This is a genomic window from Cupriavidus sp. LA-1, from assembly GCF_055385985.1.
This window is the reverse complement of sequence record NZ_AP031387.1, coordinates 2,593,507-2,614,926: the sequence shown is the minus strand read 5'-3', so window position 1 is coordinate 2,614,926 and position 21,420 is coordinate 2,593,507. Positions and strand designations below refer to the sequence as shown.

Below are 21,420 nucleotides of genomic sequence, written 5' to 3'. Positions count from 1 at the left end.
CCGCTAGAACGAGTGCACGATGCCGGTATACACGCCTTGCTGCGTGACCCCGGCCAGCGGCTTGGTATCCGGCGTGACCTCCACCGAGAAGGCGGCATTGCCGCGGTTGACGACCGTGCCCACCGTCGCATAGAGCAGCGTGCGCTTGGACAGCGCGTAATTGGCGCCTAGCGCGAGCAGGGTGGCATTGCCGCCATCGCGGTTCAGGCGCGCGTGATAGCCGCCGGCCAGCAGGGTAAGGGTCGGCGTGGCGGCCCAGTTGGCGCCCAGCCAGTAGAGCTGGTGCTGGTTGGAAGCGGTGGGGTTGTTGGTGTCGGCAACGGTGGCGCCGCCGGAGCGGATCAGGCTGTAGCCGGCGAATACCTTGACGCTGCCCGCCTGGTAGGCGCCGCCGAGCGCATACTCGCGCGAGGTCGCGTACAGGTTGGTGAAGTTGCCGCTGTTGTCGCGGATGTCTTCATAGACGCCTTTGAGCACCAGCGGGCCGTTCTTGTAGCTGACGCTGCCGCTGAGCTGCCGCCCAGCGGTGGTGCTGCCGGGCACGCCGCCGGGACCGCCCTGGACGCGGAAGGAGAAGCCATTCCAGACCGGCGAGTTGTAGGTGATGGCGTGGTCGCGCGGTCCCCAGTTGCGGCCATAGGCAAGCGTGCCGAGGCTGGTGAACTGCATCGCGAACGGATCGACTTCCCATAGCTCGCCGTCGGTCAGCGCCATCGCGCGGCCCAGCCACACCGTGCCGTAGTCGCGGCTGGACAGGCCGACGACGGCGTAGCGGTTGAACAGGCTGTCGCCGACCGTGCGGCCGTTGTTGGCGGTGAACATGCTCTCCAGGTTGGCGACGGCGCTCAGGCCCTGTCCCAGGTCTTCCTGCATACGCAGGCCCCACCAGCTCACGCCCCACTGGCCGCCGTTGCGGAACACGCCGCCGCTGCCGCCGTTGGCGGTGGCCACCTTGCTGACGTAGTCGACGCCGCCGACGACACGGCCATAGAGCGTGACGCTGCTCTGTGCCCAGGCACCCGTCGCCATGAGCAGCGTGGCGGCGACGCAGGCCGGGCGGAAGCAACGCACGGCCCGGCGTGGACGGATGATGGATGCTGCATTGTTCGAAAACATCTCTGGCTCCATGCAATAGGAAGAGTCAGGTAATGAAATCCGCGGCGTGCAGCCACGCTTCGACAGGCAAAGCGCTCCCCGCCGCGCTTGCACGTGGGGCGAACGCGGGCAGGCCAGGCAGGCTTGGCGGCACGAGCGGCAAGACGGGCCCCCGCCACACCGCGCGGGTGGCTTGGGGGCACGCAGCTTGCGCAAGGGGCCCGGCAGCGCCGTGGCGCGGCCGGGTAGCGGAGGGCTTAGCCCGCCGGCGTCACGCGCTCGATCGTGAAGTCGTAGCGCAGCTCCAGGCAGGGACCGCCGATGCCGTATTCGTGGCGGCGCTCACCGGCCGCGACCGGCTCGAACCGGCGCACCAGCGACTGCTTCACGGCAAAGACCACGTCGGAATCGAGGTAGGGGTCCTCGGCATCGAAGATATGCGTCACCAGCGGCTTGCACCCCGGCGCGGTGATCCTGACGTGCAGGTGGGCGGGGCGCCACGGATGGCGGCTGGTGGCCTGCAGGAGCTCGCCGACCGGCCCGTCGGTGGGGATGGGGTAGCGCACCGGCCGCACGGTCTGCACCAGGAATTCGCCCGCATCGTTGACGCGGTACCAGCCGCGCAGGTTGTGCTCGGGCTGCCCGGCATCCTGGATGTCGTACATGCCGTTGGAGTTGGTCTGCCACAACTCCATCTGCGCGCCGGGCACCGGCGCGCCGTCGAGGTCAAGCACGCGGCCGCTGACGAACAGCGGCGGGTCGTCGCACGGCATCTGCTGGATCGATTCCCCCCACTGGCGTTCCGGCGTGCCCGGCACATAGAAGGGCCCGACCACGGTCGATTCCGTCGCGGCATGCGCCACGCGCGCGCTGATCATGTTGACCAGCATCGAGATGCCGAGGTTGTCGGAGAGCAGGATCATCTCCTGGCGCTTGTCATCGGAGATCTGGCCGACCGAGGTCAGGTAGAGGATGCCGCGCATCCACTCGTCCTCGGACAGCTTCACGTCGCGCACGAAGGCGTGCAGGTGCCGGATCAGCGATTGCAGGATCTCGCGCAGGCGCGGATCGGGGGTGTCCTGGTAACGCTGCAGGACGACGTCGGTCAACTGGGCTTCAGTCATGTTTTGCATGGTGGTGTCCTTGGCGCGGTTCGTTTCAGTGAGCGTAGGGTGCCGGCAGGAAGCGCTCGCCGGGGGCGACGCCGGCCTGGGCCAGCACATGGTCGCGCGAGCGCTCCAGGTCGCCGATCAGCCGCGTGACGTCGACATTCACCAGCTTGCCGTGGCGCTTGACGGCCTTGCCGGCCACCCATACCGAATCCACCAGGCCGGGATGGCCGGCCAGCACCACCGCGCCGACCGCGTTGTTCAGCGGCGCCATTTCCAGGTTGTCGGCGCGCAGCATGGCGATGTCGGCGTCCTTGCCCGGCGTCAGCGAGCCGATGCGGTCCGCCAGGCCCAGCGCGCGCGCGCCGTTGATGGTGGCAAAGGCCAGCACATCGGCCGTGTCGATCGGCAGGCGCTGCACGGTCTCGCCGGCATGGTCGGCGTGGTGATGCGCCCAGGCGCGCTCGACCAGCAGCACCGTGCGCATGACCTGGAACAGGTGGCCGCTGTTGGACGTGACGATGTCCACGCCCAGCGTGGGCGCCAGGCCAACGTCGAGCAGGCGGCGCGTCGCGGGCCAGCCGTGGCCCATCTGCAGTTCGATGTCGGGGGTCATCGAAGCCCACGCGCCGTGGTCGGCCATGATGCGGAACTCATCGTCGGCGAGCGAGTTGCAATGCACGCAGACCACGTCCTCGCCCAGCAATCCGTTTTCGGCCAGCCAGGCCACGGGCCGGTTCTTGCCCCAGGCGCCGTCGCCGACGTGCACCGAGATCAGCGCGCCGATGTCGCGCGCCAGGGCCCAGTCGTCGATGGTCACTTTCTCGCTGGCGTACTGCGGGCCGCGCAATGCCATGCCCATCTGCACCAGGTCATCGGCGCGCGAAAAATGCTCCTTCTTGACGCGGTAGGCATCGCGCGAAGTGGGCAGGTCGCTGACCGGCAGCCATTCGGCGTTGGAGTTGCCGTAGCACATCACGAAGCGCCCGCCCGAATCGCGCAGGCCATGCACCGCGCCATCGGTATGCGCGGGCGTGTTCATGTTGTGGGACCAGTCGAGCACGGTGGTGATGCCGGCGTTGAGGGCCTCGCAGGCGCCCGCCAGGTTGGCGGTGTAGATATCCCCGGCGCGGAAATGCTCGCCAAGCTGGCCGCGCACGCCGGCAAAGTACTGGTCCAGGGTCCAGTCGGCGGCGATATTGCGCAGCGTGGTCTGCCACACGTGGCGATGGGTATCGACCATGCCCGGCATCACGATGGTGCCGGTGCCATCGATGATCTCGGCATCTGCGGCCTGCAGGCCGGTGCCGACTGCGGCGATCCTGGTGCCTTCGATCAGCACGTCGCCCTTGTCTAAGTTGCCGATTGCCGGGTCGACGGTGATGACGCTGGCGTTGCGGATAAGGATGCGTTTCATGAGGTGTCTCCTGTGGTCTTGCTTGTGGTTGCTTTGGTTGTTGTGAGTGTCTGGGTGTCCGGGCTCACGCTGCCGTGCAGCGCACCCGCAAAGTCCTGGTCCGCCTCCAGCAACAGCACCTGCCGCCGGCGGTCCGCCGAGAGCCGGTTGGCCAGCACCTAGCCCGCCGCGCCCGCGCCGACGATCAGGTCGTCATAGGTTGTCATGACGCGTTGCCGGTGCCGTCCAGGACGGGCGCGGTCCCGGCCAGCAGCTCGGCCGTCAGCACACTGGCGATATAGTCGTCGCCGCCATGACCGTGCGCGAGCGATACGCAGTTGAGCTGGCTGACCAGCGCCGCCAGCGGCAGCGGCACGCCGGCATCCCCGCCGGCTGCCAGGATCAGGCGCAGGTCCTTGGCCATCTGCGCGCACGAGAACAGGGGGCTGAATTCGCGCCGGCGCAATTGCGCGGCCTTGACCTTGATCAGCGGCGAGGCCAGCACGCTGGAGCTCATCACGTCGAGCAGGTCGTCCCAGCGGATGCCGCCCTTGCTGCCCAGGGCCAGCGCCTCGGCCATCATTGCCGCGGTGGTGCCGACCATCAGGTTGAGCACCAGTTTCATGCTGCGCGCCTGTTCGTCCGGACCAAGGTAGCGCGGCGGCTGGCCCCAGGCCGACAGCAGCGGCAGCGCGGCCTCGAAGGCCTCGCGCGGACCGGACACCATGGTCGCGAGGCTGCGCTCCTGCGCCTGCACCGGCGTGCCCGACACCGGCGCGCGCAGGTAGCGCACGCCGGCCGCTGCCGCGGCGCGCGCTACCGTGGCAGAGGCCTGCGGCGACACAGTGCTGGTATCCACGTACAGCATGCCGGGCTGCGCGCCGGCAAACACCGCTGGCGCCACGGCCAGCAGCGCCGCATCGTCCGGCAGCGACGAGAACACGGCCTGCGCGCCACGGGCAGCCTGTTCCGGCGTCTGCGCAAGGGTTGCGCCGAGCGCCTGCGCCTGTTGGCGCGCCGGCTCGGACAGTTCCGCCACGCGCACGGCATGGCCCGCCGCCAGCAGGCTTGCCAGCATCGGCAGGCCCATCTTGCCCGCCCCGATCCAGCCGATATTCATGACAGGCTCCTGGTGTCGATGGATGAATCGGCACTCATTGCGGCGCTCCCGCGGCGCGATCGTCGACACGCTTGTGGAACGCATGGATGCGCACCGTTTCCCAGATGCCCAGCGACCAGAACGGGTCGTTGCGGTTGAAGTCGTCGACTTCGGCGCGGGTATCGGCCTCGACCAGGAAGAAGCTGCCCTGCATGTCGTTGCCCGCATCGTCCACCAGCGGGCCCGACACCAGCGTGCGGAGCGGATGGGCGGCAAGGTAGGCGCGGTGCTTGTCGACGTTGGCCAGGCGCGTCGGCAGCATGCCGGGCTTGTCGACGGCGTAGATGATCCAGTGCATGGTGTGGCCTTTCAGATGGGGTTGACGGAAGCGGTGGGGCCGTTGGGACCGCCGAAGGTCCAGTCCCAGCGGCGGATGTCCACGCTGGCAAACAGGCCGGCGCGGTAGTACGGGTCTTCGTGGCTGAACGCGACCACGTCGTCGTGGCTGGCGGCGCTGACGATCAGCAGCGAGCCGTTCATCACGGTGCCGTCGCCCGCGAGCGAGGCGCCGCTGGCAACCACGGTGACGCGGGCATGGCTGCCGCGCAGCCAGTCGCGGTGGCGCGCGCGGGTGGCGCTGCGCAGCGCCAGCGCGTCGGGCTTGTCGGTGGCGATCACCATGAAGTACATGGGCGCGTTCATCACGACTGGCTCCCGGCGGCGGCCTGTTCGCGGATGCGGCGCGCGACTTCATCCTTCAGCGTCTTGCCGACCGGGCTCCTGGGCAGCGTGTCGAAGATATGCACGGCCTTGGGCGCCTTGACCGCGCCGATCTCCTGCTTGACGAAGCGGATCAGCGCTTCCGCGGTGACGCTGGCGCCGGGGCGCAGCTGCACCGCGGCGTGGACGGCTTCGCCCCATTTGTCATCGGCGATGCCGACCACGGCGCTCTCATAGATCGCCGCATGGCGGCCGATGGCCTCCTCGACATCGGAGGGATAGACGTTGAACCCGCCGGTGATGATCACGTCGCGCATGCGCGACTTCAGGAACAGGAAGCCGCGCTCATCGATCGCGCCGACGTCGCCGGTATGCAGCCAGCCGTCGACGATGGTGGCCGCGGTCAGCTCCGGCATGCGCCAGTAGCCCGACATCAGCAGGTCGCCGCGGGCCACGATCTCGCCTTCCTGGTCCGGCCCCAGCAACGTGCCGTCCTTGCCCATCACCGCCACCCGGGTGGCCATGCTGGGCTGGCCGACCGAGCCCAGGTTGCGCGGATCGGCCAGCTGCGCGGGACGCATGCAGGTCATCACGGTGGGCGCTTCGGTCTGGCCGTAGGTGGTGGCCACCACGTTGCCGAACAGCCGCTGCGTCTCCTGGATGCGTGCCGGCGGCATCGGTGCCGCGCCATAGACCAGCAGGCGCAGGCTGGCGACATCGCGCGGCGCGCGCACCTGTTCGGCACACAGGGCGTAGATGGCCGTCGGCGGCTGGAACAGCGAGGTCACGCCCGCGTCGGCGATCCAGTCGAGCAGTGTCGGGGCGGCGGTGTCCGGCGGGAATACCAGGCCGCCGCCCGCGCCCAGCACCGCGAGCACATAGGTGGAGGCGCCGTGGGTCAGCGGGGCGCTGACCAGGAAGCGGTCGTCGGCGTTGAAGCCGAACTCGTGCCACTGCGTCAGCACCGTGGTGTTCCATGCGCGCATGGACTGCATCACGCCCTTGGGGGTGCCGGTGGTGCCGCCCGTGAACTTGATCGCCTGGATGGCGTCGAGCCCGACGGTCAGCAGCGGACGCGGCGCGCCGGCGTGGGCCTGGATATGTTCGCCGATGGACTCCAGCGGCACCACGGCGGCATTCACGACGGACAGCCGCTCGCGCATGGCGCTGTCCAGCACGACGATGGTGGGCTCGGTGAAGGCCAGGATGCGCTCGAGCTCCGGCGTGCCATTGCGCGGGTTCAGCGGCACCCAGGTCTTGCCGGCGGCCACCGCGGCCAGCAGCGCCACCAGGTGATCGACACTGTTGGCCGCACCGATGGCCAGGCGCGACTGCGGCGCGGGGTCGATGCGCGCAAAGGCGGCGGCAAGGCTGCCGACGCGTGCTGCCAGGTCGGCGAAGCTCAGCTCGCCCGCGGCGGAGCGCACGGCGGTCCTGCCCGGATGGCGGGCCGCGGCGCGCCAGAAGAAGTCGATCGGGTGCATTGAGATCCTTTTGGCCTTCCGGCTGCGTCTCGGTGATTTCTGTTTCGTGGTCGGTTTGGATCGAACGTTCAAACATTCGAATGTTGTCGAGTATAGCGCCGCTTTGTATCATGTCAACATTCGAATGATTCCCGGATCCGCATGACTTCCCAGCCACAACGCCTGCGGGCCCCCCAGCCCCACTACCTGGCGGTCGCCAATGAACTGATGGAAGAGATCCTGGCCGGACGGCTGGCGGTGGGCGACCAGTTGCCGGCCGAGCCCGAACTGGTGCGCAAGTACCAGCTGAGCCGCTACGGCGTGCGCCAGGCGATCAAGGCGCTGATCGATCTGGGCCTGGTCTCGCGTCAGCAGGGCATCGGCACGCGCGTGCTCAGCAACCAGGCGCGCGCGCGCTACAACCAGAGCATCGCCGGGCTGGACGACATTGCCCGCTATGCGCAGGAGACGGACTTCCGCATTCTTTCCCGGCACATGGTGGCGCCGGCCGAAAGCCGGGTGCCGCTGCCGGCGGAAGAGGCGGAAGGGGCCGGGGACGCGGACAAGTGGCTGCATATCGCCGGCCTGCGCAGCACGCTGGGCGCAGGCTTGCCGATCTCGCTGGCCGACATCTACGTCAGTCCCCGCTACGCGCGCCTGCCCAAGCTGGGCGCGACGCTGAACGTGCCGGTGCACGACTTGATCGAGCGGCAGTTCGGCACGCGCGTGACACGCGTCGACCAGGACACCCAAGGCGCGCTGGTGAGCCAGGACGAGGCGGAGCTGCTGCAGGTCGAGCCGGGCAGCGCCGCGCTGCGTATCATCCGGACCTACTTTGTCGACGACGAAGTCATCGAGGTCACGCTCGGCGTGCATCCCGCCGAGCGCTACAGCTACAAGCAGAGTTTCGAGCTGGAAGGGCGGTAGCGCGCCCACCTGCCGGCGGCACGCTGTCGGCGGGCTGACGCATTGTTCCGGCCTTGAAACACTGTGTTTGTTTCAGGCAGGCTTCCGCAAATCTGAAGCGCTGTTATCTTCTCGTGTCCTGAGTCGGAAGTTCGTTGCAGACTTATGCAACGAACTTGCGATTCAGGACGCTAGCGCCCTGATCACAACAAAGTGGTGGCACCGCGATCCCCGTGGACGCCGCCCGTAACTCACGGATGCCAGTGAAAAAAGCAACCATACCCATGCGGCTGGCGCAGTTCTCGGCCGCCATTCCCTTTGCGGCCTGCCTGTGCGCGCTGCCGGCCACGGCCGGCGCGGGAACCTTCTCGATGCAGGGCGGCTATGGCCGCGACAACGGCCACGGCGTTGAGAAGTACGAAGTGGCCGCGCGCTGGGACGATATCGTGCAGTGGCAGCTGTCGAGCCGCTTTGCGCTGTCCCTGGACGGCGAGGTCAATGTCGCGAACTGGCGGGCGCTGTCGTCGCGGCCGTCGAGCCAGCTGACCGAGTTCGGCGTGTCGCCGATCCTGCGGCTCAGTTATGCCGGCGAGTACGCGACGCCGTTCGTCGAAGCCTCGGTGGGCCTGCGCGTGCTGAGCCACACCGAGATCGCCGGCGGCCATCGCATGGGCTCGGCCTTCCAGTTCGCCGACATGCTCGGCGTGGGCGTTGCCTTCGGCAAGGCGCAGCGGCTTGCCATCGGCTACCGCTTCCAGCACCAGTCCAATGCCGGCATCCAGGAGCCCAATCCCGGCACCAACTTCAGCATCGGCTACGTGCGCTACCGCTTCTGACGCACTGGCGGCGCGACATCGTTCCAGCAGCAGGACACTGCATCGCATTCCCACCGTCTACCGCGCGTCGGTCGCGGCGCCTATCATCGCTTCATGGATCATTGCTTGCCGCTATCGGCAGGCATACTCGGAGATCAGACATGAAGCGCATTCTGGGTGTCTACAGCGCACCGCGTCCGCACTGGGTCGGAGACGGCTTTCCGGTGCGCTCGATGTTTTCGTACATGAGCCACGGCAAGCAGCTCAGCCCGTTTCTGCTGCTGGACTACGCCGGCCCGGCCGACTTCACGCCGACGCGGCGACCGCGCGGGGTGGGCCAGCACCCGCACCGTGGCTTCGAGACCGTGACCATCGTCTACAAGGGCGAGGTCGCGCATCGCGACTCGACCGGGCAGGGCGGTGTCATCGGTCCCGGCGACGTGCAGTGGATGACGGCGGGTGCGGGCATCCTGCATGAGGAGTTCCATTCGCCGGCCTTTACGCAAAGCGGCGGCGCGCTGGAAATGGTGCAGCTGTGGGTCAACCTGCCGGCCCGCGACAAGATGGCCGCGCCCGGCTACCAGGCGATCGTTGACCGCGATATTCCGGACGTGCCGATGCCCGATGGCGCCGGCACGGTGCGGGTGATCGCCGGCGAGTATGGCGGCAAGGCCGGGCCGGCCCGCACCTTTACGCCGATGCATGTGTGGGACATGCGCCTGAACCAGGGCGCCAGCACCCGGCTGGCGTTGCCGGAGGGCTGGCATACCGCGCTGGTGGTGCTGCGCGGCAAGGTCACGGTCAACGCCGAGGCGACCATGCGCGATGCCGAGATGGTGGTGCTGGACGGCGCCGGTGAAGATGTCAGCATCGAAGCCGGCACCGACGCGGTGGTGCTGCTGCTCAGCGGCGAGCCGATCGACGAGCCCATCGTCGGACACGGCCCGTTCGTGATGAACACTGAAGCGCAGATCGCCGAGGCCTTCCGCGATTTCAGCAGCGGCCGCTTCGGCAGCATGGCGGCTGGCCGGCAGTAGGCGCCAGCCGCGGCAGCGGGGCGGGCCTTCGCGGCTCGCCCCGCGCCGGCATCAGAAGATCTGCCGGATCCCCACGGTTACGCCCACCATGCTCTTCTGCCCGGCCATGGTCGGGTACTTGAAGGCAAAGGCGGTGGCGGCGCTGTCGAAGCTCAGGCCGCCGTTGCGCGCATAGCCTGCCGACAGGTACACGTCGGTGCGCTTGCTGAAGTTGTAGTCGGCGATAAGGCTGACCTGCTGCATGTTCGCAGGGTTGGTCTCGGGCGCCGTGGCGTTGGCGCGCGCACCCTTGACGTCGGCATAGTAGTAAGCCAGCGACAGGCCCAGCGCGGGCGTGGCCTGGTAGTTGACGCCGGCCCACCAGTAGTCGTCGCGCAGCAGCGTGCTGCCGTTGGCGAACTCGCCCTTGTTGTAGCGGTAGCCGAGCGTGAACTTGAACGGGCCGGTGTTGTACAGCGCGGCCGCGCCGAGCTTGGTCATGGTTCCTGGCTGGCCGGTGACCGCCGCGGGGCGCCACACGTCGGCGGCAAGCGAGGCGCCGAAGCCGCTGCGGTCCAGGTACGTCAGCGAGCCGCCGTAGGCGATGTTGTCGCTGAAGTGCCCCGGCACCTCGCCCGCACCGCCGTTGGCAAGCAGGATGGCGGCATTCTGCACCGCCACGCCGGCGCCGAACGAGAAGTGCGCCACCGCCTGCAGCAGACCGAACTGGCCGGTGTACTTGACCATATTGTCTTCGCGGTAGTTCAGGCCCATCCACCAGATGCCCGGCTCATAGGTGGCGGCAAAGCGCAGCGGCGCGAAGTTGGCCATGCCGTCGAAGAACGACGTGTACTGGCGGCCGAAGGTGAGCTTGCCGAAGGTGTTGTTCTGCAGGCCGACATAGGATTGGCGATTGAACAGCGGCGCGCTCTGCAGGTTGCCGCTGTCCCACTGGAAGCCGCTTTCCAGCACGAACAGCGCCTGGTTGCCGGCGCCCAGGTCTTCCACGCCCCGCAGGCCCCAGCGCGAGGCGGACAGGCCGCCGACCTGGGGCATGGCGAATCGGCTGCCGCCCTGGTTTGGCGTGGCGGCCGATGCAGCGACGCGATTGACATACTCGATCGATCCGTCGATGACCCCATACAGCGTCACGCCGGACTGTGCATTGGCGCTGCCCGCGGCCGCGCCCAGTACAGCCAGCGTGATAAGCGATTTCTTCATGCTAAGTCGTCTCCTGTCGGTTTTTATGGAAAACTCTGGCCGGTTGCTGCGCCCGGCTTCGTTCCATTAGACCTTCGTGCGCTGTGCCGTACCCCCTCCTAAAGGGAGTGAATCGGGGGCCGGGTGTTGCCACGGCGCACGGTTGATGGCAGGAGGAGATTCCCTATTGACTTGAACCGGGCAGGGGCGATGCGTGGTCGCGTGCCGGCAAAGCACAAAAAAAGGGCTCGCCTGAGCGAGCCCCCGTGCCGGTGCGGCTGAAATTACTGCACGTTGCCGGCGACAGCGATCACCTGGCCGGTGATGTAGTTGGAGTCCGGCGAGCAGAACAGATAGACGCCGCCCGCGGCTTCTTCCGGGGTGCCGCCGCGGCCCATCGGATTGCGCTGGGCGTGCGACTTGAGCATTTCCGGGTTCAGGCCCACGCGGATCTCCCGGCCCTCGATGTTCACCGTGGCGCCCGCCTTGGCGTCGGCCGAGGTCATGCGGGTGTGGATCAGCCCGAACGCCACCGCATTCACGTTGACGTTGAAGCGCCCCCACTCGCGCGCCATGGCGCGGGTCATGCCGATCACGCCGGCCTTGGCGCCGGAGTAGTTGATCTGGCCGGCATTGCCGTTCAGGCCCGAGGTCGACGAGATATTGACGATCTTGCGGTACACCTCGCGGCCGGCTTCCTTGTCCGCGGCGGCCAGCGCCTTGATGTGCGGGTAGGCGGCGCGCAGGATGCGGAACGGCGCGGTCATGTGGCAGTCGAGGATGGCGTACCACTGCTCGTCGCTCATCTTCTGCACCACGTCGTCCCAGGTGAAGCCGGCGTTGTTGACGATGATGTCGATGCTCTTGAAGTTGCTCATCGCCGTATTGATGAAGCGGTCGGCAAAGTCCGGGGCGGACACATTGCCCACGCAGGCCACGGCCTCGACGCCCATTGCCTTCAGTTCTTCGACCGTCTGTTGCGCCGGCTCGGCGTCCAGGTCGTTGATGACCAGGCGCGCGCCCTCGCGTGCCAGGCGCTTGGCGATGGCGTTGCCGATGCCGCGGCCCGAACCGGTGACCAGTGCCACCTTGCCTTCAAGTGCTCCCATGTCTGACTCCTTAGTGTGCGACATTGTGTTTGCTCAGGGACTTACAGTGCGACGACCGCGTCGCCCAGGATCCTGCTTTCGCCATACTGGTTGGCGGTCTGGATTTCCAGCCTGATGCGCTGCTCGCCGTCGGCTTCCAGCTTTTCGACCACGCGGCCGGTGCAGGTGATGCGATGGCCCAGGTGCGTGATGCCGACGAAGCGCACGCCGAACTGGCGCAGCTGGCGTTGGTCGACCCACTGCGTCAGCAGCCGGCCGAGATAGGCCATCGACAGCATGCCGTGCGCGAACACGTCCGGCATGCCGGCCTTGCGCGCGAAATCGATGTCGATATGGATCGGGTTGTGGTCGTTCGAGGCGCCGGCGAACAGCGCCAGCGTGGTGCGGTTGACCGGCTCCAGCGTCAGCGGGGGCAGGGTGTCGCCGACCTTGACCTGGTCGAAACTCAGTTTGCTCATGCGGGTTCTCCGGTTCAGCCGTTGCGATGCACCAGCACGCTGCGCAGGTCGGCCACGTGCTCGCCGTCCTGGTTGGTCACGCGCGTCTCGCGCACCACGAATTCCAGCGCGCCGCCCTTCTTGTCGTAGATGTCGGCGATGGTGGACTTGAAGTGCAGCGTGTCGCCGGCGTAGGCCATGCGGTGGTAGGTGAAGGACTGCTCGCCGTGCAGGATGCGGTCGATGCGGATGCCCAGTTCGTCGCGCCATCCGGTGGCCGGCCCTGCCAGTTCCAGCGAGAACAGAAAGGTCGGCGGCAGCGGCAGGCCCGGGTGGCCGGCGTCGCGCGCGGCGGCTTCATCGATATAGACCGGGTCGGTCTGGCCGGTCGCCTTGGCGAAGAAGCGCAGCTGGCTGGCCGGCGCGGATGCGCGGAAGTCAGCCACCACCTTGCCGATATGTTTCTTGTCGATCATCAAAGTCTCCTTGCCGTGCTCAGGCGTGCTTCTGGTACAGCGTGACCACGCACGCGCCGCCCGGGCCCAGGTTGTGCGTCAGCGCCAGCCGCGCGCCTTCCACCTGGCGCTGGTCGGCCTTGCCGCGCAGCTGCTGGACCATCTCGTAGCATTGCGCCAGTCCGGTGGCGCCCAGCGGATGGCCCTTGGACAGCAGGCCGCCCGACGGGTTGACCACCCACTTGCCGCCGTAGGTGTTGTCGCCGTCGTTGACCAGCTTCTCGGCGCCGCCTTCCGGGCACAAGCCAAGGCCTTCATAGGTCAGCAGCTCGTTCTGCGCGAAGCAGTCGTGGAGCTCGATCACATCGATGTCCTGCGGGCCCACGCCGGCCTGCTCGTACACCTGCCGCGAGCCTTCGCGGGTCATGTCGAAGCCGACCACGCGGATCATGTCGCGTGCGTCGTAAGTGCTGGGGCGGTCGGTGGTCAGCGACTGGCCGGCGATCAGCACGTCGGTCTTCAGGCCCTTCCTGCGGGCGAAAGCTTCCGAGACCACGATCGCGGCGGCGGCACCGCAGGTCGGCGGGCAGGCCATCAGGCGCGTCAGCACGCCTTCCCACAGCGCCGGCGCGGCCAGCACGTCCTCGGTGGTCAGCACGTCGCGGAACACGGCCAGCGGGTTGTTGGCGGCGTGGCGGCTGGCCTTGGCGCGGATCCTGGCGAAGGTTTCCAGTTTCGTGCCGTACTTGTCCATATGGGCCTTGCCGGCGCCGGAGAACTGGCGGATGGCATTGGGCAGGTCCTTGCGGTCGACCAGTTCGTCCACCAGGCCGATGGCGCGCTCCAGCGCCGGGGCGCGGTCGTCCCAGCGCGACTTCAGCGCGCCGGGCTGCATGAACTCGAAGCCGACCGCAAGCGCGCAGTCCACCGCGCCGCTCTGCACCGCCTGGCGCGCCAGGAACAGCGCCGACGAGCCGGTGGCGCAGTTGTTGTTGACGTTGATGACCGGGATGCCGGTCATGCCGACCTGGTACAGCGCCTTCTGGCCGCAGGTCGAATCGCCATACACGTAGCCGGCGTAGGCCTGCTGCACGTCCTCGTAACCGAGGCCTGCATCTTCCAGCGCCTGGCGCACGGCCGTGGCGCCCATCACGTCATAGCTGTCGCTGCTGCCCGGCTTCCTGAACGGGATCATGCCGGCGCCGGCAACGAATACCTTGCGAGTCATGTGTGTGCTCCGATGAAAGATTGTTGATAGCCGGCGCTTACAGCTTGCGCGCGATCAGTTCGCGCATCACTTCGCTGGTGCCGCCGTAGATGCGGGTCACGCGCATGTCGGCAAAGGCGCGCGCCACCGGGTACTCCATCATGTAGCCGTAGCCGCCGTGCAGTTGCACCATCTGGTCCAGCGCGGTGCCCAGCACTTCGGTCGAATGCAGCTTGGCGACGGCCGCTTCTTCCAGCGTCAGGCGGCGGCGGATGTGCTCGCCGATGTAGTGGTCGATCAGCAGGCGCACCGAGATGGCCTGGGTCTTGATATCGGCCAGCTTGAACTTGGTGTTCTGGAAGTCCCACACGGTCTGGTTGAAGGCCTTGCGGTCCTTGACGTAGGCCAGCGTGTGCTCCAGGCAGACTTCCAGCTTGGCTGCGGCGCTGACGGCGATCGACAGGCGCTCCTGCGGCAGCTCGGTCATCAGGTAGGCAAAGCCCTTGCCTTCCTCGCCCAGCAGGTTGGCCACCGGCACCCGCACGTTGTCGAAGAACAGCTCGGCGGTGTCCTGCGCGTGCTGGCCGACCTTCTCCAGCTTGCGGCCGCGGCGGAATCCCTCGCGGTCGCCCTCGACCACGATCAGGCTGACGCCGCGCGCGCCGGCGCTGGGGTCGGTCTTGCAGACCATGATGATCAGGTCGGCGTTCAGGCCGTTGCTGATGAAGGTCTTGCTGCCGTTGATCACGTACTCGTCGCCGTCGCGGGTGGCGGTGGTGCGGATCGCCTTGAGGTCGCTGCCGGTGCCCGGCTCGGTCATGCCGATGGCCAGAATGTATTCGCCGGAGCAGACCTTGGGCAGCCAGCGCTGCTTCTGCTCTTCATTGCCGAGGCGGGCGATGTACGGGGCGATGATGTCCGAGTGCACGCCGAAGCCGACGCCGCTCAGGCCGACGCGGGCGTATTCCTCGGCAAACACCGCCGAGTGGCCGAAGTCGCCGCCGCCGCCGCCGTACTCGGTCGGCAGCGTCACGCACAGCAGGCCTTCGCGGCCGGCCTTGAGCCAGGTCTCGCGGTCGACCTTGCCGGCCTTGTCCCATTCGGCTTGCCTGGGCAGGCATTCGCGTTCCAGGAAGCGGCGTACGGTGGTGCGGAACATCTCGTGGTCGTCACGATAGATGGTGCGGTTGATTTCCATGGGGTGACTCCGGATATCGGTCTGCGGGAGGTTGCCTCGGCCAGGGAAGCGGCCACTGGTATGGCGCTAAGGTACCGGGGAGGAGGGGGCCGCGAACACCACCCGCGTCAGGTGGCCGGAGACAGCAAAGGGGGGCCGCGCGGGGAATGCGCGGCGTCGGGGAAGGGGGGCTGTAGGGAGGTGGGCGGTTGCGCCGTCAGCGCGGCGCGTCCGGCGGCTGGGTGCCGCCGGCCTGGTCCAGCTCTCGGTCGCGGGCGCGGGCGACGGCCTCGTCGCGGCTGCTGACGCCGAGCTTGCGGAAGATGTTGCGCAAGTGCCATTTCACCGTTTCCGGCGACAGGCCCAGCGTGCGCGCGATTTTCTTGTTGGGCAGGGCCTGGCCGAGCAGGCGCACGACATCTGCTTCACGGTCGCTCAGTTCCTCAAGGCGCTGGTCGGCCCGGGCCGCGCCGGGCGCCGCGGTGCCCGGCGCAGAGGCTTCGGCGGCACGCGGCGGCACGGTGGCCCGCAGGCGCTCGACATAGAAGGCCAGCACCGGGTCCAGCGTGGCGTCGGCGGCCACGCCGGCGATCTGGCCGAGTGCGCCGGGGCAGGCGTCGATCAGGGTGCGCATCAGGCCGAGGCGGTGGCCGCGGCGCAGGCCTTCCAGCACATGGACGCGTGCCGCCTCGGTGTCGCCGCGGCGCGATGCCACCACCGCCGCCAGCATATGCAGCTGCGCCACGTGGCGCTGCCAGCCGCGCGTCTCGCAGTACGCCATCAGCGGCGTCACGCGCGCCGCGGCCGCGCGCATGTCGTCGTGCGCAAGGCATAGCAGCAGGTGGGCGCGTTCGGTCACCAGGTGGATCGCGTCCAGCGAGCCGCGCGGCGCGTTGCGGTGGCGCGCGGCAATCGCGTCCAGGCGGGCCAGCGTGGTCTCGGCAGCGCTGATGTCGCCGCCGGCCAGGTGCAGCCGGACCTGGTTGGCCAGGCTCTGCGCGACCAGCCGGTCAAGGCGCAACTGCGTGCCGTAGTCTTCCAGCCGCTCCAGCTGCGCGAAGGCATCGAGGCGGTGGCCGCAGATCCAGTGCGCGGCCGCCAGCACGGTATGCACGCGCAGCACCGAGTCGGGGATCGAGACCCGCTCGAGCACGTCGACCCGGTCTTCCAGCAGCCGGCGCGCGGCCTCCAGGTCGTTCTGTTCGTACAGCACCTCGCCGAGCAGGGCCGCGGCAAAGTACTCCGGCTCGGCACCGGCGCCGCCGTGGCCAACTTGTTCGACTTCACGCAGCACGTCGCGGGCAACGCGCTCGGCCTGGATCATGTTGCCTTCCAGCGCATGGCTGAAGCCGATCATGCAGCGGCCGTTGAGCATGCCGCTGGCGGTGCCCAGCAACGGCATGCCGTCGACCACCAGCGGCGGCGCTTCGGTCTGGATGCGGCGGGCGCGCTCGTAGTCGCCCAGGTGCATGTAGAGCCACGACAGCAGGTTGTTGCGCGAGCCGATAAACAGCGCCGGCATGTCGGCGGGCGCGCTCTCGACCTGCGGCAGCAGCGCCAGCGCGGCCTGGCTGTCGTCGCGCAGCAGCACCAGCGAAAAGCGCAGCAGCGCCAGCCGGTAGCGCAGCGAGGCGTCGCCCGGCGGGATGTCGGCCTCCAGCCGGTCCGCGGCCGCGGCGCACGCGTCCAGGTCGCGCGAGAACATCTGCGTGCGCAGCGCCAGCAGGCGCAGTTCCGGGCGCGCCTGCACCTGGTCGGCGGGGATGGTGCGCAACAGGCCCAGCGCCTTGCGCACCTCGCCGCGCAGGATCAGGGTGTCGGCATAGCGCTGCACCAGGTCGGCGGCGGTGTCGGCATCGCCGGCCAGCACCGCGTGGCGCACCGCTTCTTCCAGCATGCGATGGTCGCGGAACCAGCGCCACGCCGCCGCGTGCACGGCGCGCTGCTGGGCCTCGCTGCGCGAGCGGAAGCGCTGGGCCAGGGTTTCGCGCAGCAGCGGATGCAGCCGGTACCAGGCTTCGCGCTCGGGGCCCTGCGCCGGTGTGATGAAGAGGTTCTCCTGCTCCAGCCGTGTCAGCAGCGCCAGGATCTCGCCTTCGCGCAGCGTCTGTTCGCTCAGGGCCTCGCACAGCGATGCGGTGAACCGTTCGCACGCGGCCGCGCGCACCAGCAGCTCGGCCTCGTCGGGCGCCAGGCGCGACAGCACTTCGCGCTCAAAGTACTCGGCGAAGGCGCCGGCGTCCTGCACGCTGGCCTGCACGAAGCCGGTGGCAAAGGTGAGGCCGCTGGCGTTGGCCTTCTTGCGTTTCCAGTGGGCCGCAAAGAGCTGCAGGCCGGCGACCCAGCCGTCGGTCAGTTCATGCAGCATGCGCGCGTCGCGCATGCTGATGTCGCCCAGCTGGGCGCGCAGGAAATGCTGCGATTCGGCCAGCGTGAAGCGCAGGTCGCGCTGGTCCAGCTCGAGCAGCAGCCCCTGGTCGCGCAGGCGCCCGAGCGACAGCGCCAGCGCCGCGCGCGAGGCCAGCACCACGTGGAAATTGGCCGGGGCGTAGTCGAGCAGCCACTGCAGCGGCTCCAGCACGCGCGGCGACGTCAGGTGGTGCACGTCGTCGAGCACCAGCGTCACGTCGCGCGGATGGGCGGCAATGCCGCGCACCAGCGCGATGATGGCGCGCTCGACGGCTTCGTCGTCGGTGCCGCGGTCGGCCAGCACCATGGCTTCGCGCGTCAGCGCGGGGCTGACCTCGGACAGGCTGCCGAGCAGGCGGTCCAGCCAGCGCTGGCGCTCGTTGTCGGCCGGCTCCAGCGTCAGCGCGGCCATGTCGAAGCCGAGCGCCAGCAGGTCCAGCCGCCACGCCGTCAGCAGCGCGGTCTTGCCGTAGCCGGCCGGGCCCTGCAGTACGATGCAGCGCCGGCGCCTGGCCTCGGTCAGCTGCGCCAGCAGGCGCTCGCGCGAGACCACGCGCGCCGCGCTGCGCAGCGTGGCCGGCCGGGACGGCTGCGAGACCGGCGCGGCGGGCGGGCTCTGGGGTGCGGCTGGCGGATTGGCTGGCGTCTGGGGCATGGGCGGGGCAGGACGGTGCAGGTGAGAGGCAGGTGCGGTGCCGGTGGGGGGCCGCTGGGGGGCCGGTGAGGCAGGGCGGTGTCCTGCAACGGCAGCACGTTGTGACGATTGTACTGGCAGACGCGGCATGGCGGCCAAGCCACGTCCGGCGGGCTCGCGGGGTGGCCCCCGGGTGGCCCATGTGAGACGCGCACTGCACCCCCGGGCCACCCGGAACAGGTGGGGAAGGGTTTGCCGGGTGTCCGGCCACAAGGCCGCGCTTTATATTCGCGCAGCGGCAAGCCCGCCGGCCAGGCGCGTGCCGCCACGCCCCGCCGTTGCTTCGCCGCTTCGTCCCTTGCCCCCGCTTCAATTGCGCACCGCTGGACGCTCATGGAAACCATACCTGCCGCCGTCGCGACCCGCCTCGTGCCGCCGCGCCAGAACCGGCGCTCGGTCGCGCGCGAGGCCCTGCTGCAGCGCTTGCACGACGCCAGGCATGGCCGGCTGGTATTGCTGTCGGCGCCTGCCGGCTACGGCAAGACCACGGCGATGGCGCAGTGGCGCCACCGCCTGCTGGCCGAAGGCGCGCGCGTGGCGTGGCTCACGCTCGCGCCGGAAGATGATGATGTGAGCCAGTTCCGCGCGAGCCTCGATGCCAGCCTGCGGCAGGCCGGCATCCGGCCGTGCCGGCCAGGTTCGCGCCGCGATCTTGCCCATGAGCCGGCGCAGCCGGCTTCGCTGCTGCCGGCCTTTGTCACGCTGCTCGACGGCGTGCCGGGCGAGATCTACCTGATGCTGGATGGGCTCGACCGGCTGCGCTGCCCCGCCACGCTGGGCTTCCTGCAGGGAGTGCTGCATGCACGCCTGCCGCACCTGCATCTCGTCGCCGCCGCGCGCGGGCAGGTCGGGCTGGCGCTCGGCCGGCTGCGCGCCGGCCGCGACCTGGCCGAGGCCGGTCGCGCCGAACTGGCTTTCAGCCTGGTCGAGACGCTGGCCTTCGTGGCCAGGCGCGTGGAAGGCCGCACCGCGCGCCGGGAGAGTTCGCAAGCGGCCATCGATACGGCAGTCGTGCTGCAAGAGGTCACCGAGGGCTGGCCCGCGGGGCTCGAACTGGTTGCCGGCTCGCTCAGGCGCGCCTGCGAGCCGGCGTGGCCGTACCCGCAATCGGCCGCGCTGCATGCCTACTGGCGCGAGGAGGTGAGTGCGGGGCTGCCGCCCGCGCTGCTGGACTTCCTGCGCTGCCTCGCCGTGCCGCGCCGCATCCACCCCGAGCTGGCCGAGCAACTGAGCGGATGCGCGCAGGCGCCGGCGCGGCTTGCCGAGATCGCGGCACGCGGCCTGTTCCTGGAGCCGGCCCCGGCCGGGCCGGACGAAGCGAATGCCGGTGGGCCCGGCGCGGACTGGTATCGCCTGCATCCATTGTTCCGGGCGCACCTGCTGCACGATCTGGAACAGCACGAGCCCGCCACGCTGCAACGGCTGCACGGGCTGGCGGCCGCGTGGCTGGACCGCTGTGGCAAGCCGGCGGACGCGATCGGCCACGCGCTGCACAGCGGCGATTTCGGCCGCGTCCTGGCCCTGGCGCAGGCCACCGCGACCCATTTGCCTGGTATCAGCCCGCTGCGCGATTTCCTGCAATGGTCCGACGGCATCGCGCCGGCGCGGCTGGCGCTGCATCCGGCGCTGCTGTTGGCGGCGGCATGGGCGTGCGTGGTATCGGTGCGGCCGCAGCACGCCGAGCACTGGATCCGGCGCTGGGAAGCCAGTGCCGGGCCCGGCGTGGATACCGGCGCGCAGGCCACGGTGATGCGCGCGACCATCGCCGCGCAGCAGGATGACCACCCGCGCGTGCTGGCGCTGCTCGACAGCCTGCAGGGCCAGCCGCTGGGCAATCCCGCGCTCGAGCAGATCCGCATGACCCTGGCGCTGCGCTGCGGCACCATGCTGGGCCGCCCGCCGCGCTCGCGCGCGCCATACCGCTGCGCGGCGCAAGGCGGCGCTACCGAGATCGCGCTGATGGGGGCCGGCACGTTGGCCCTGGTGGCATGGATAGAGGGCAATGCCTATGAGACGCTGCGGCTCGGCACTGACGTGCTGGCGGCAGCGCAGCACGCCTACGGGCGCCGCTCGATCGCGGCCAGCCTGTGCGCGGTGCCGGTGGCGGCGGCGCTGTACGAGCAGGACCGCATCGCCGACGCCAGCGAAGTGCTGGCGGGCCGCCTGCAGACCCTGCGTACCGGTACGCCGGATGTGCTGATCGAAGCGGCGCTGTCTCACGCCAGGCTGCAATGGGTGGCGGGCGCGCGCCACGAAGCCCTGGCGGAACTGGCCGAAGCCGAAGCCATGTTCCACCGCCGCGGCCTGCCGCGCGGCGTGGCGCGCATGGTGGCCGAGCGCCAGCGGCTGGCGCTGCAGGGCCATGACCTGCGCCATGCGCAGCGGCTGCAGGCCGCGCTGGAGGAACTGGTGCACCAGTATCCGGGCGAGACGCCGCGCAGCCAGGAGATCGCCGCCGCAGCGGCGCTGGCCCGTGCACGGCTGGCGCTGGCGCAGGGCGACCCCGCCGGCGCGCTGGCGGCGCTCGAGGCGGTGCGTGCCTTGCAAACGGCGTCAGTCCGGGAACACCTGATGGTGACCGCCGACCTGCTGCAGGCGATCGCACTCGAAGATCTCTATCGTCCCGACGAAGCGCGGCAGTCCTTTGGCGCCGCGCTGGCGGCCGGCGAGCGGCTGGGCCTGGTGCGCACCTTCATCGACGAAGGCGAGCGCACCTGTGGCTTGCTGGCGAGCGTGGCCGGGCACGTGCCAGGAAGGTCCGCTTACGTGGCACGCCTGTGTGCAGCCGCCGCGATGCCGGTATCGGTGGCCGGGTCCGCCGAGTTCACGCACGAGGCCGCGCATGCGCCTGCCGTGCCGGCTGCGCCGGCGGCACTGCCACCGGCCGACGTCGGCAAGGGCAGGCTGCTGACCCCGCGCGAGCGCGAGATCCTGGCGCTGCTGGAACAGGCGATGTCGAACAAGCGCATCGCGCTGGCGCTCAACCTGAGTGTCGACACCGTCAAGTGGAACCTGCGGCAGATCTACGCCAAGCTCAATGTGTCGCGCCGCTACGATGCCATCCTGGTGGCACGCAGCGCGGCGCAGCGGCCGGGCTGACCGCGCTCGCGGCC

Annotated in this window: 18 protein-coding genes; 4 read left to right on the top strand and 14 right to left on the bottom strand. The window is 69.2% G+C overall.

The genetic code is table 11. From position 1 onward, the window contains the following. Positions 1–3: 3 nt before the first annotated feature. The 7 genes from ACZ5MJ_RS12215 to ACZ5MJ_RS12185 form a co-directional block, all read right to left on the bottom strand. Positions 4–1,116, bottom strand: a complete 1,113-nt coding sequence (locus tag ACZ5MJ_RS12215) for a porin (RefSeq protein WP_464219611.1) — start codon at positions 1,114–1,116, stop codon at positions 4–6. A gap of 236 nt (positions 1,117–1,352) precedes the next feature. Then, positions 1,353–2,228: an intradiol ring-cleavage dioxygenase gene (locus tag ACZ5MJ_RS12210; protein ID WP_464219609.1), complete on the bottom strand. Its 876-nt coding sequence runs from the start codon at positions 2,226–2,228 to the stop codon at positions 1,353–1,355. A 25-nt stretch (positions 2,229–2,253) separates the two neighbouring features. Next, positions 2,254–3,621, bottom strand: coding sequence for an amidohydrolase family protein (locus tag ACZ5MJ_RS12205; protein ID WP_464219608.1), 1,368 nt, complete (start codon positions 3,619–3,621; stop codon positions 2,254–2,256). A gap of 202 nt (positions 3,622–3,823) precedes the next feature. After that, positions 3,824–4,720: an NAD(P)-dependent oxidoreductase gene (locus ACZ5MJ_RS12200; protein WP_464219606.1), complete on the bottom strand. Its 897-nt coding sequence runs from the start codon at positions 4,718–4,720 to the stop codon at positions 3,824–3,826. Between the two features lie 34 nt (positions 4,721–4,754). After that, on the bottom strand, positions 4,755–5,057 hold the full coding sequence (locus ACZ5MJ_RS12195; RefSeq protein ID WP_464219605.1) for a YciI family protein: 303 nt from the start codon (positions 5,055–5,057) through the stop codon (positions 4,755–4,757). Between the two features lie 11 nt (positions 5,058–5,068). Continuing rightward, positions 5,069–5,401: a YciI family protein gene (locus ACZ5MJ_RS12190; RefSeq protein ID WP_464219604.1), complete on the bottom strand. Its 333-nt coding sequence runs from the start codon at positions 5,399–5,401 to the stop codon at positions 5,069–5,071. Further along, complete coding sequence (locus ACZ5MJ_RS12185) at positions 5,401–6,903, bottom strand: class I adenylate-forming enzyme family protein (RefSeq protein WP_464219603.1); 1,503 nt, start codon at positions 6,901–6,903, stop codon at positions 5,401–5,403. Before ACZ5MJ_RS12185 ends, ACZ5MJ_RS12190 begins: the two co-directional genes overlap by 1 nt. A 141-nt stretch (positions 6,904–7,044) precedes the next feature. Between ACZ5MJ_RS12185 and ACZ5MJ_RS12180 the strand changes: the two genes are divergently transcribed. The 3 genes from ACZ5MJ_RS12180 to ACZ5MJ_RS12170 all read left to right on the top strand — a co-directional run bounded on the left by ACZ5MJ_RS12180 (position 7,045) and on the right by ACZ5MJ_RS12170 (position 9,640). Further along, positions 7,045–7,809, top strand: coding sequence for a GntR family transcriptional regulator (locus ACZ5MJ_RS12180; protein WP_464219602.1), 765 nt, complete (start codon positions 7,045–7,047; stop codon positions 7,807–7,809). Positions 7,810–8,045: 236 nt separating this feature from the next. After that, on the top strand, positions 8,046–8,624 hold the full coding sequence (locus ACZ5MJ_RS12175) for an acyloxyacyl hydrolase (RefSeq protein ID WP_464219600.1): 579 nt from the start codon (positions 8,046–8,048) through the stop codon (positions 8,622–8,624). A gap of 140 nt (positions 8,625–8,764) precedes the next feature. Next, entirely contained in the window at positions 8,765–9,640 is an 876-nt protein-coding gene (locus tag ACZ5MJ_RS12170) for a pirin family protein (protein ID WP_464219599.1), read from the top strand. A gap of 51 nt (positions 9,641–9,691) precedes the next feature. Here the strand turns inward: ACZ5MJ_RS12170 and ACZ5MJ_RS12165 are convergent, their stop codons facing one another. The 7 genes from ACZ5MJ_RS12165 to ACZ5MJ_RS12135 all read right to left on the bottom strand — a co-directional run bounded on the left by ACZ5MJ_RS12165 (position 9,692) and on the right by ACZ5MJ_RS12135 (position 18,268). Beyond that, complete coding sequence (locus tag ACZ5MJ_RS12165) at positions 9,692–10,840, bottom strand: porin (RefSeq protein ID WP_464219597.1); 1,149 nt, start codon at positions 10,838–10,840, stop codon at positions 9,692–9,694. Positions 10,841–11,103: 263 nt separating this feature from the next. Beyond that, positions 11,104–11,928: an SDR family NAD(P)-dependent oxidoreductase gene (locus ACZ5MJ_RS12160; RefSeq protein WP_464219595.1), complete on the bottom strand. Its 825-nt coding sequence runs from the start codon at positions 11,926–11,928 to the stop codon at positions 11,104–11,106. A gap of 41 nt (positions 11,929–11,969) precedes the next feature. Continuing rightward, complete coding sequence (locus ACZ5MJ_RS12155; protein WP_464219593.1) at positions 11,970–12,386, bottom strand: MaoC family dehydratase; 417 nt, start codon at positions 12,384–12,386, stop codon at positions 11,970–11,972. 14 nt (positions 12,387–12,400) lie between these two features. Further along, entirely contained in the window at positions 12,401–12,841 is a 441-nt protein-coding gene (locus ACZ5MJ_RS12150; RefSeq protein ID WP_464219591.1) for a MaoC family dehydratase N-terminal domain-containing protein, read from the bottom strand. 19 nt (positions 12,842–12,860) lie between these two features. Further along, positions 12,861–14,048 (bottom strand): lipid-transfer protein, encoded by a 1,188-nt coding sequence (locus ACZ5MJ_RS12145; RefSeq protein WP_464219589.1) that lies wholly within the window; start codon positions 14,046–14,048, stop codon positions 12,861–12,863. A 37-nt stretch (positions 14,049–14,085) separates the two neighbouring features. Continuing rightward, entirely contained in the window at positions 14,086–15,225 is a 1,140-nt protein-coding gene (locus ACZ5MJ_RS12140; protein ID WP_464219588.1) for an acyl-CoA dehydrogenase family protein, read from the bottom strand. Between the two features lie 196 nt (positions 15,226–15,421). Beyond that, positions 15,422–18,268: a LuxR C-terminal-related transcriptional regulator gene (locus tag ACZ5MJ_RS12135; protein WP_464219587.1), complete on the bottom strand. Its 2,847-nt coding sequence runs from the start codon at positions 18,266–18,268 to the stop codon at positions 15,422–15,424. A 372-nt stretch (positions 18,269–18,640) separates the two neighbouring features. On the opposite strand from ACZ5MJ_RS12135, the gene ACZ5MJ_RS12130 reads away from it, so the two are divergent. After that, complete coding sequence (locus ACZ5MJ_RS12130) at positions 18,641–21,406, top strand: LuxR C-terminal-related transcriptional regulator (protein WP_464219586.1); 2,766 nt, start codon at positions 18,641–18,643, stop codon at positions 21,404–21,406. The last annotated feature ends 14 nt before the right edge of the window (positions 21,407–21,420 follow it).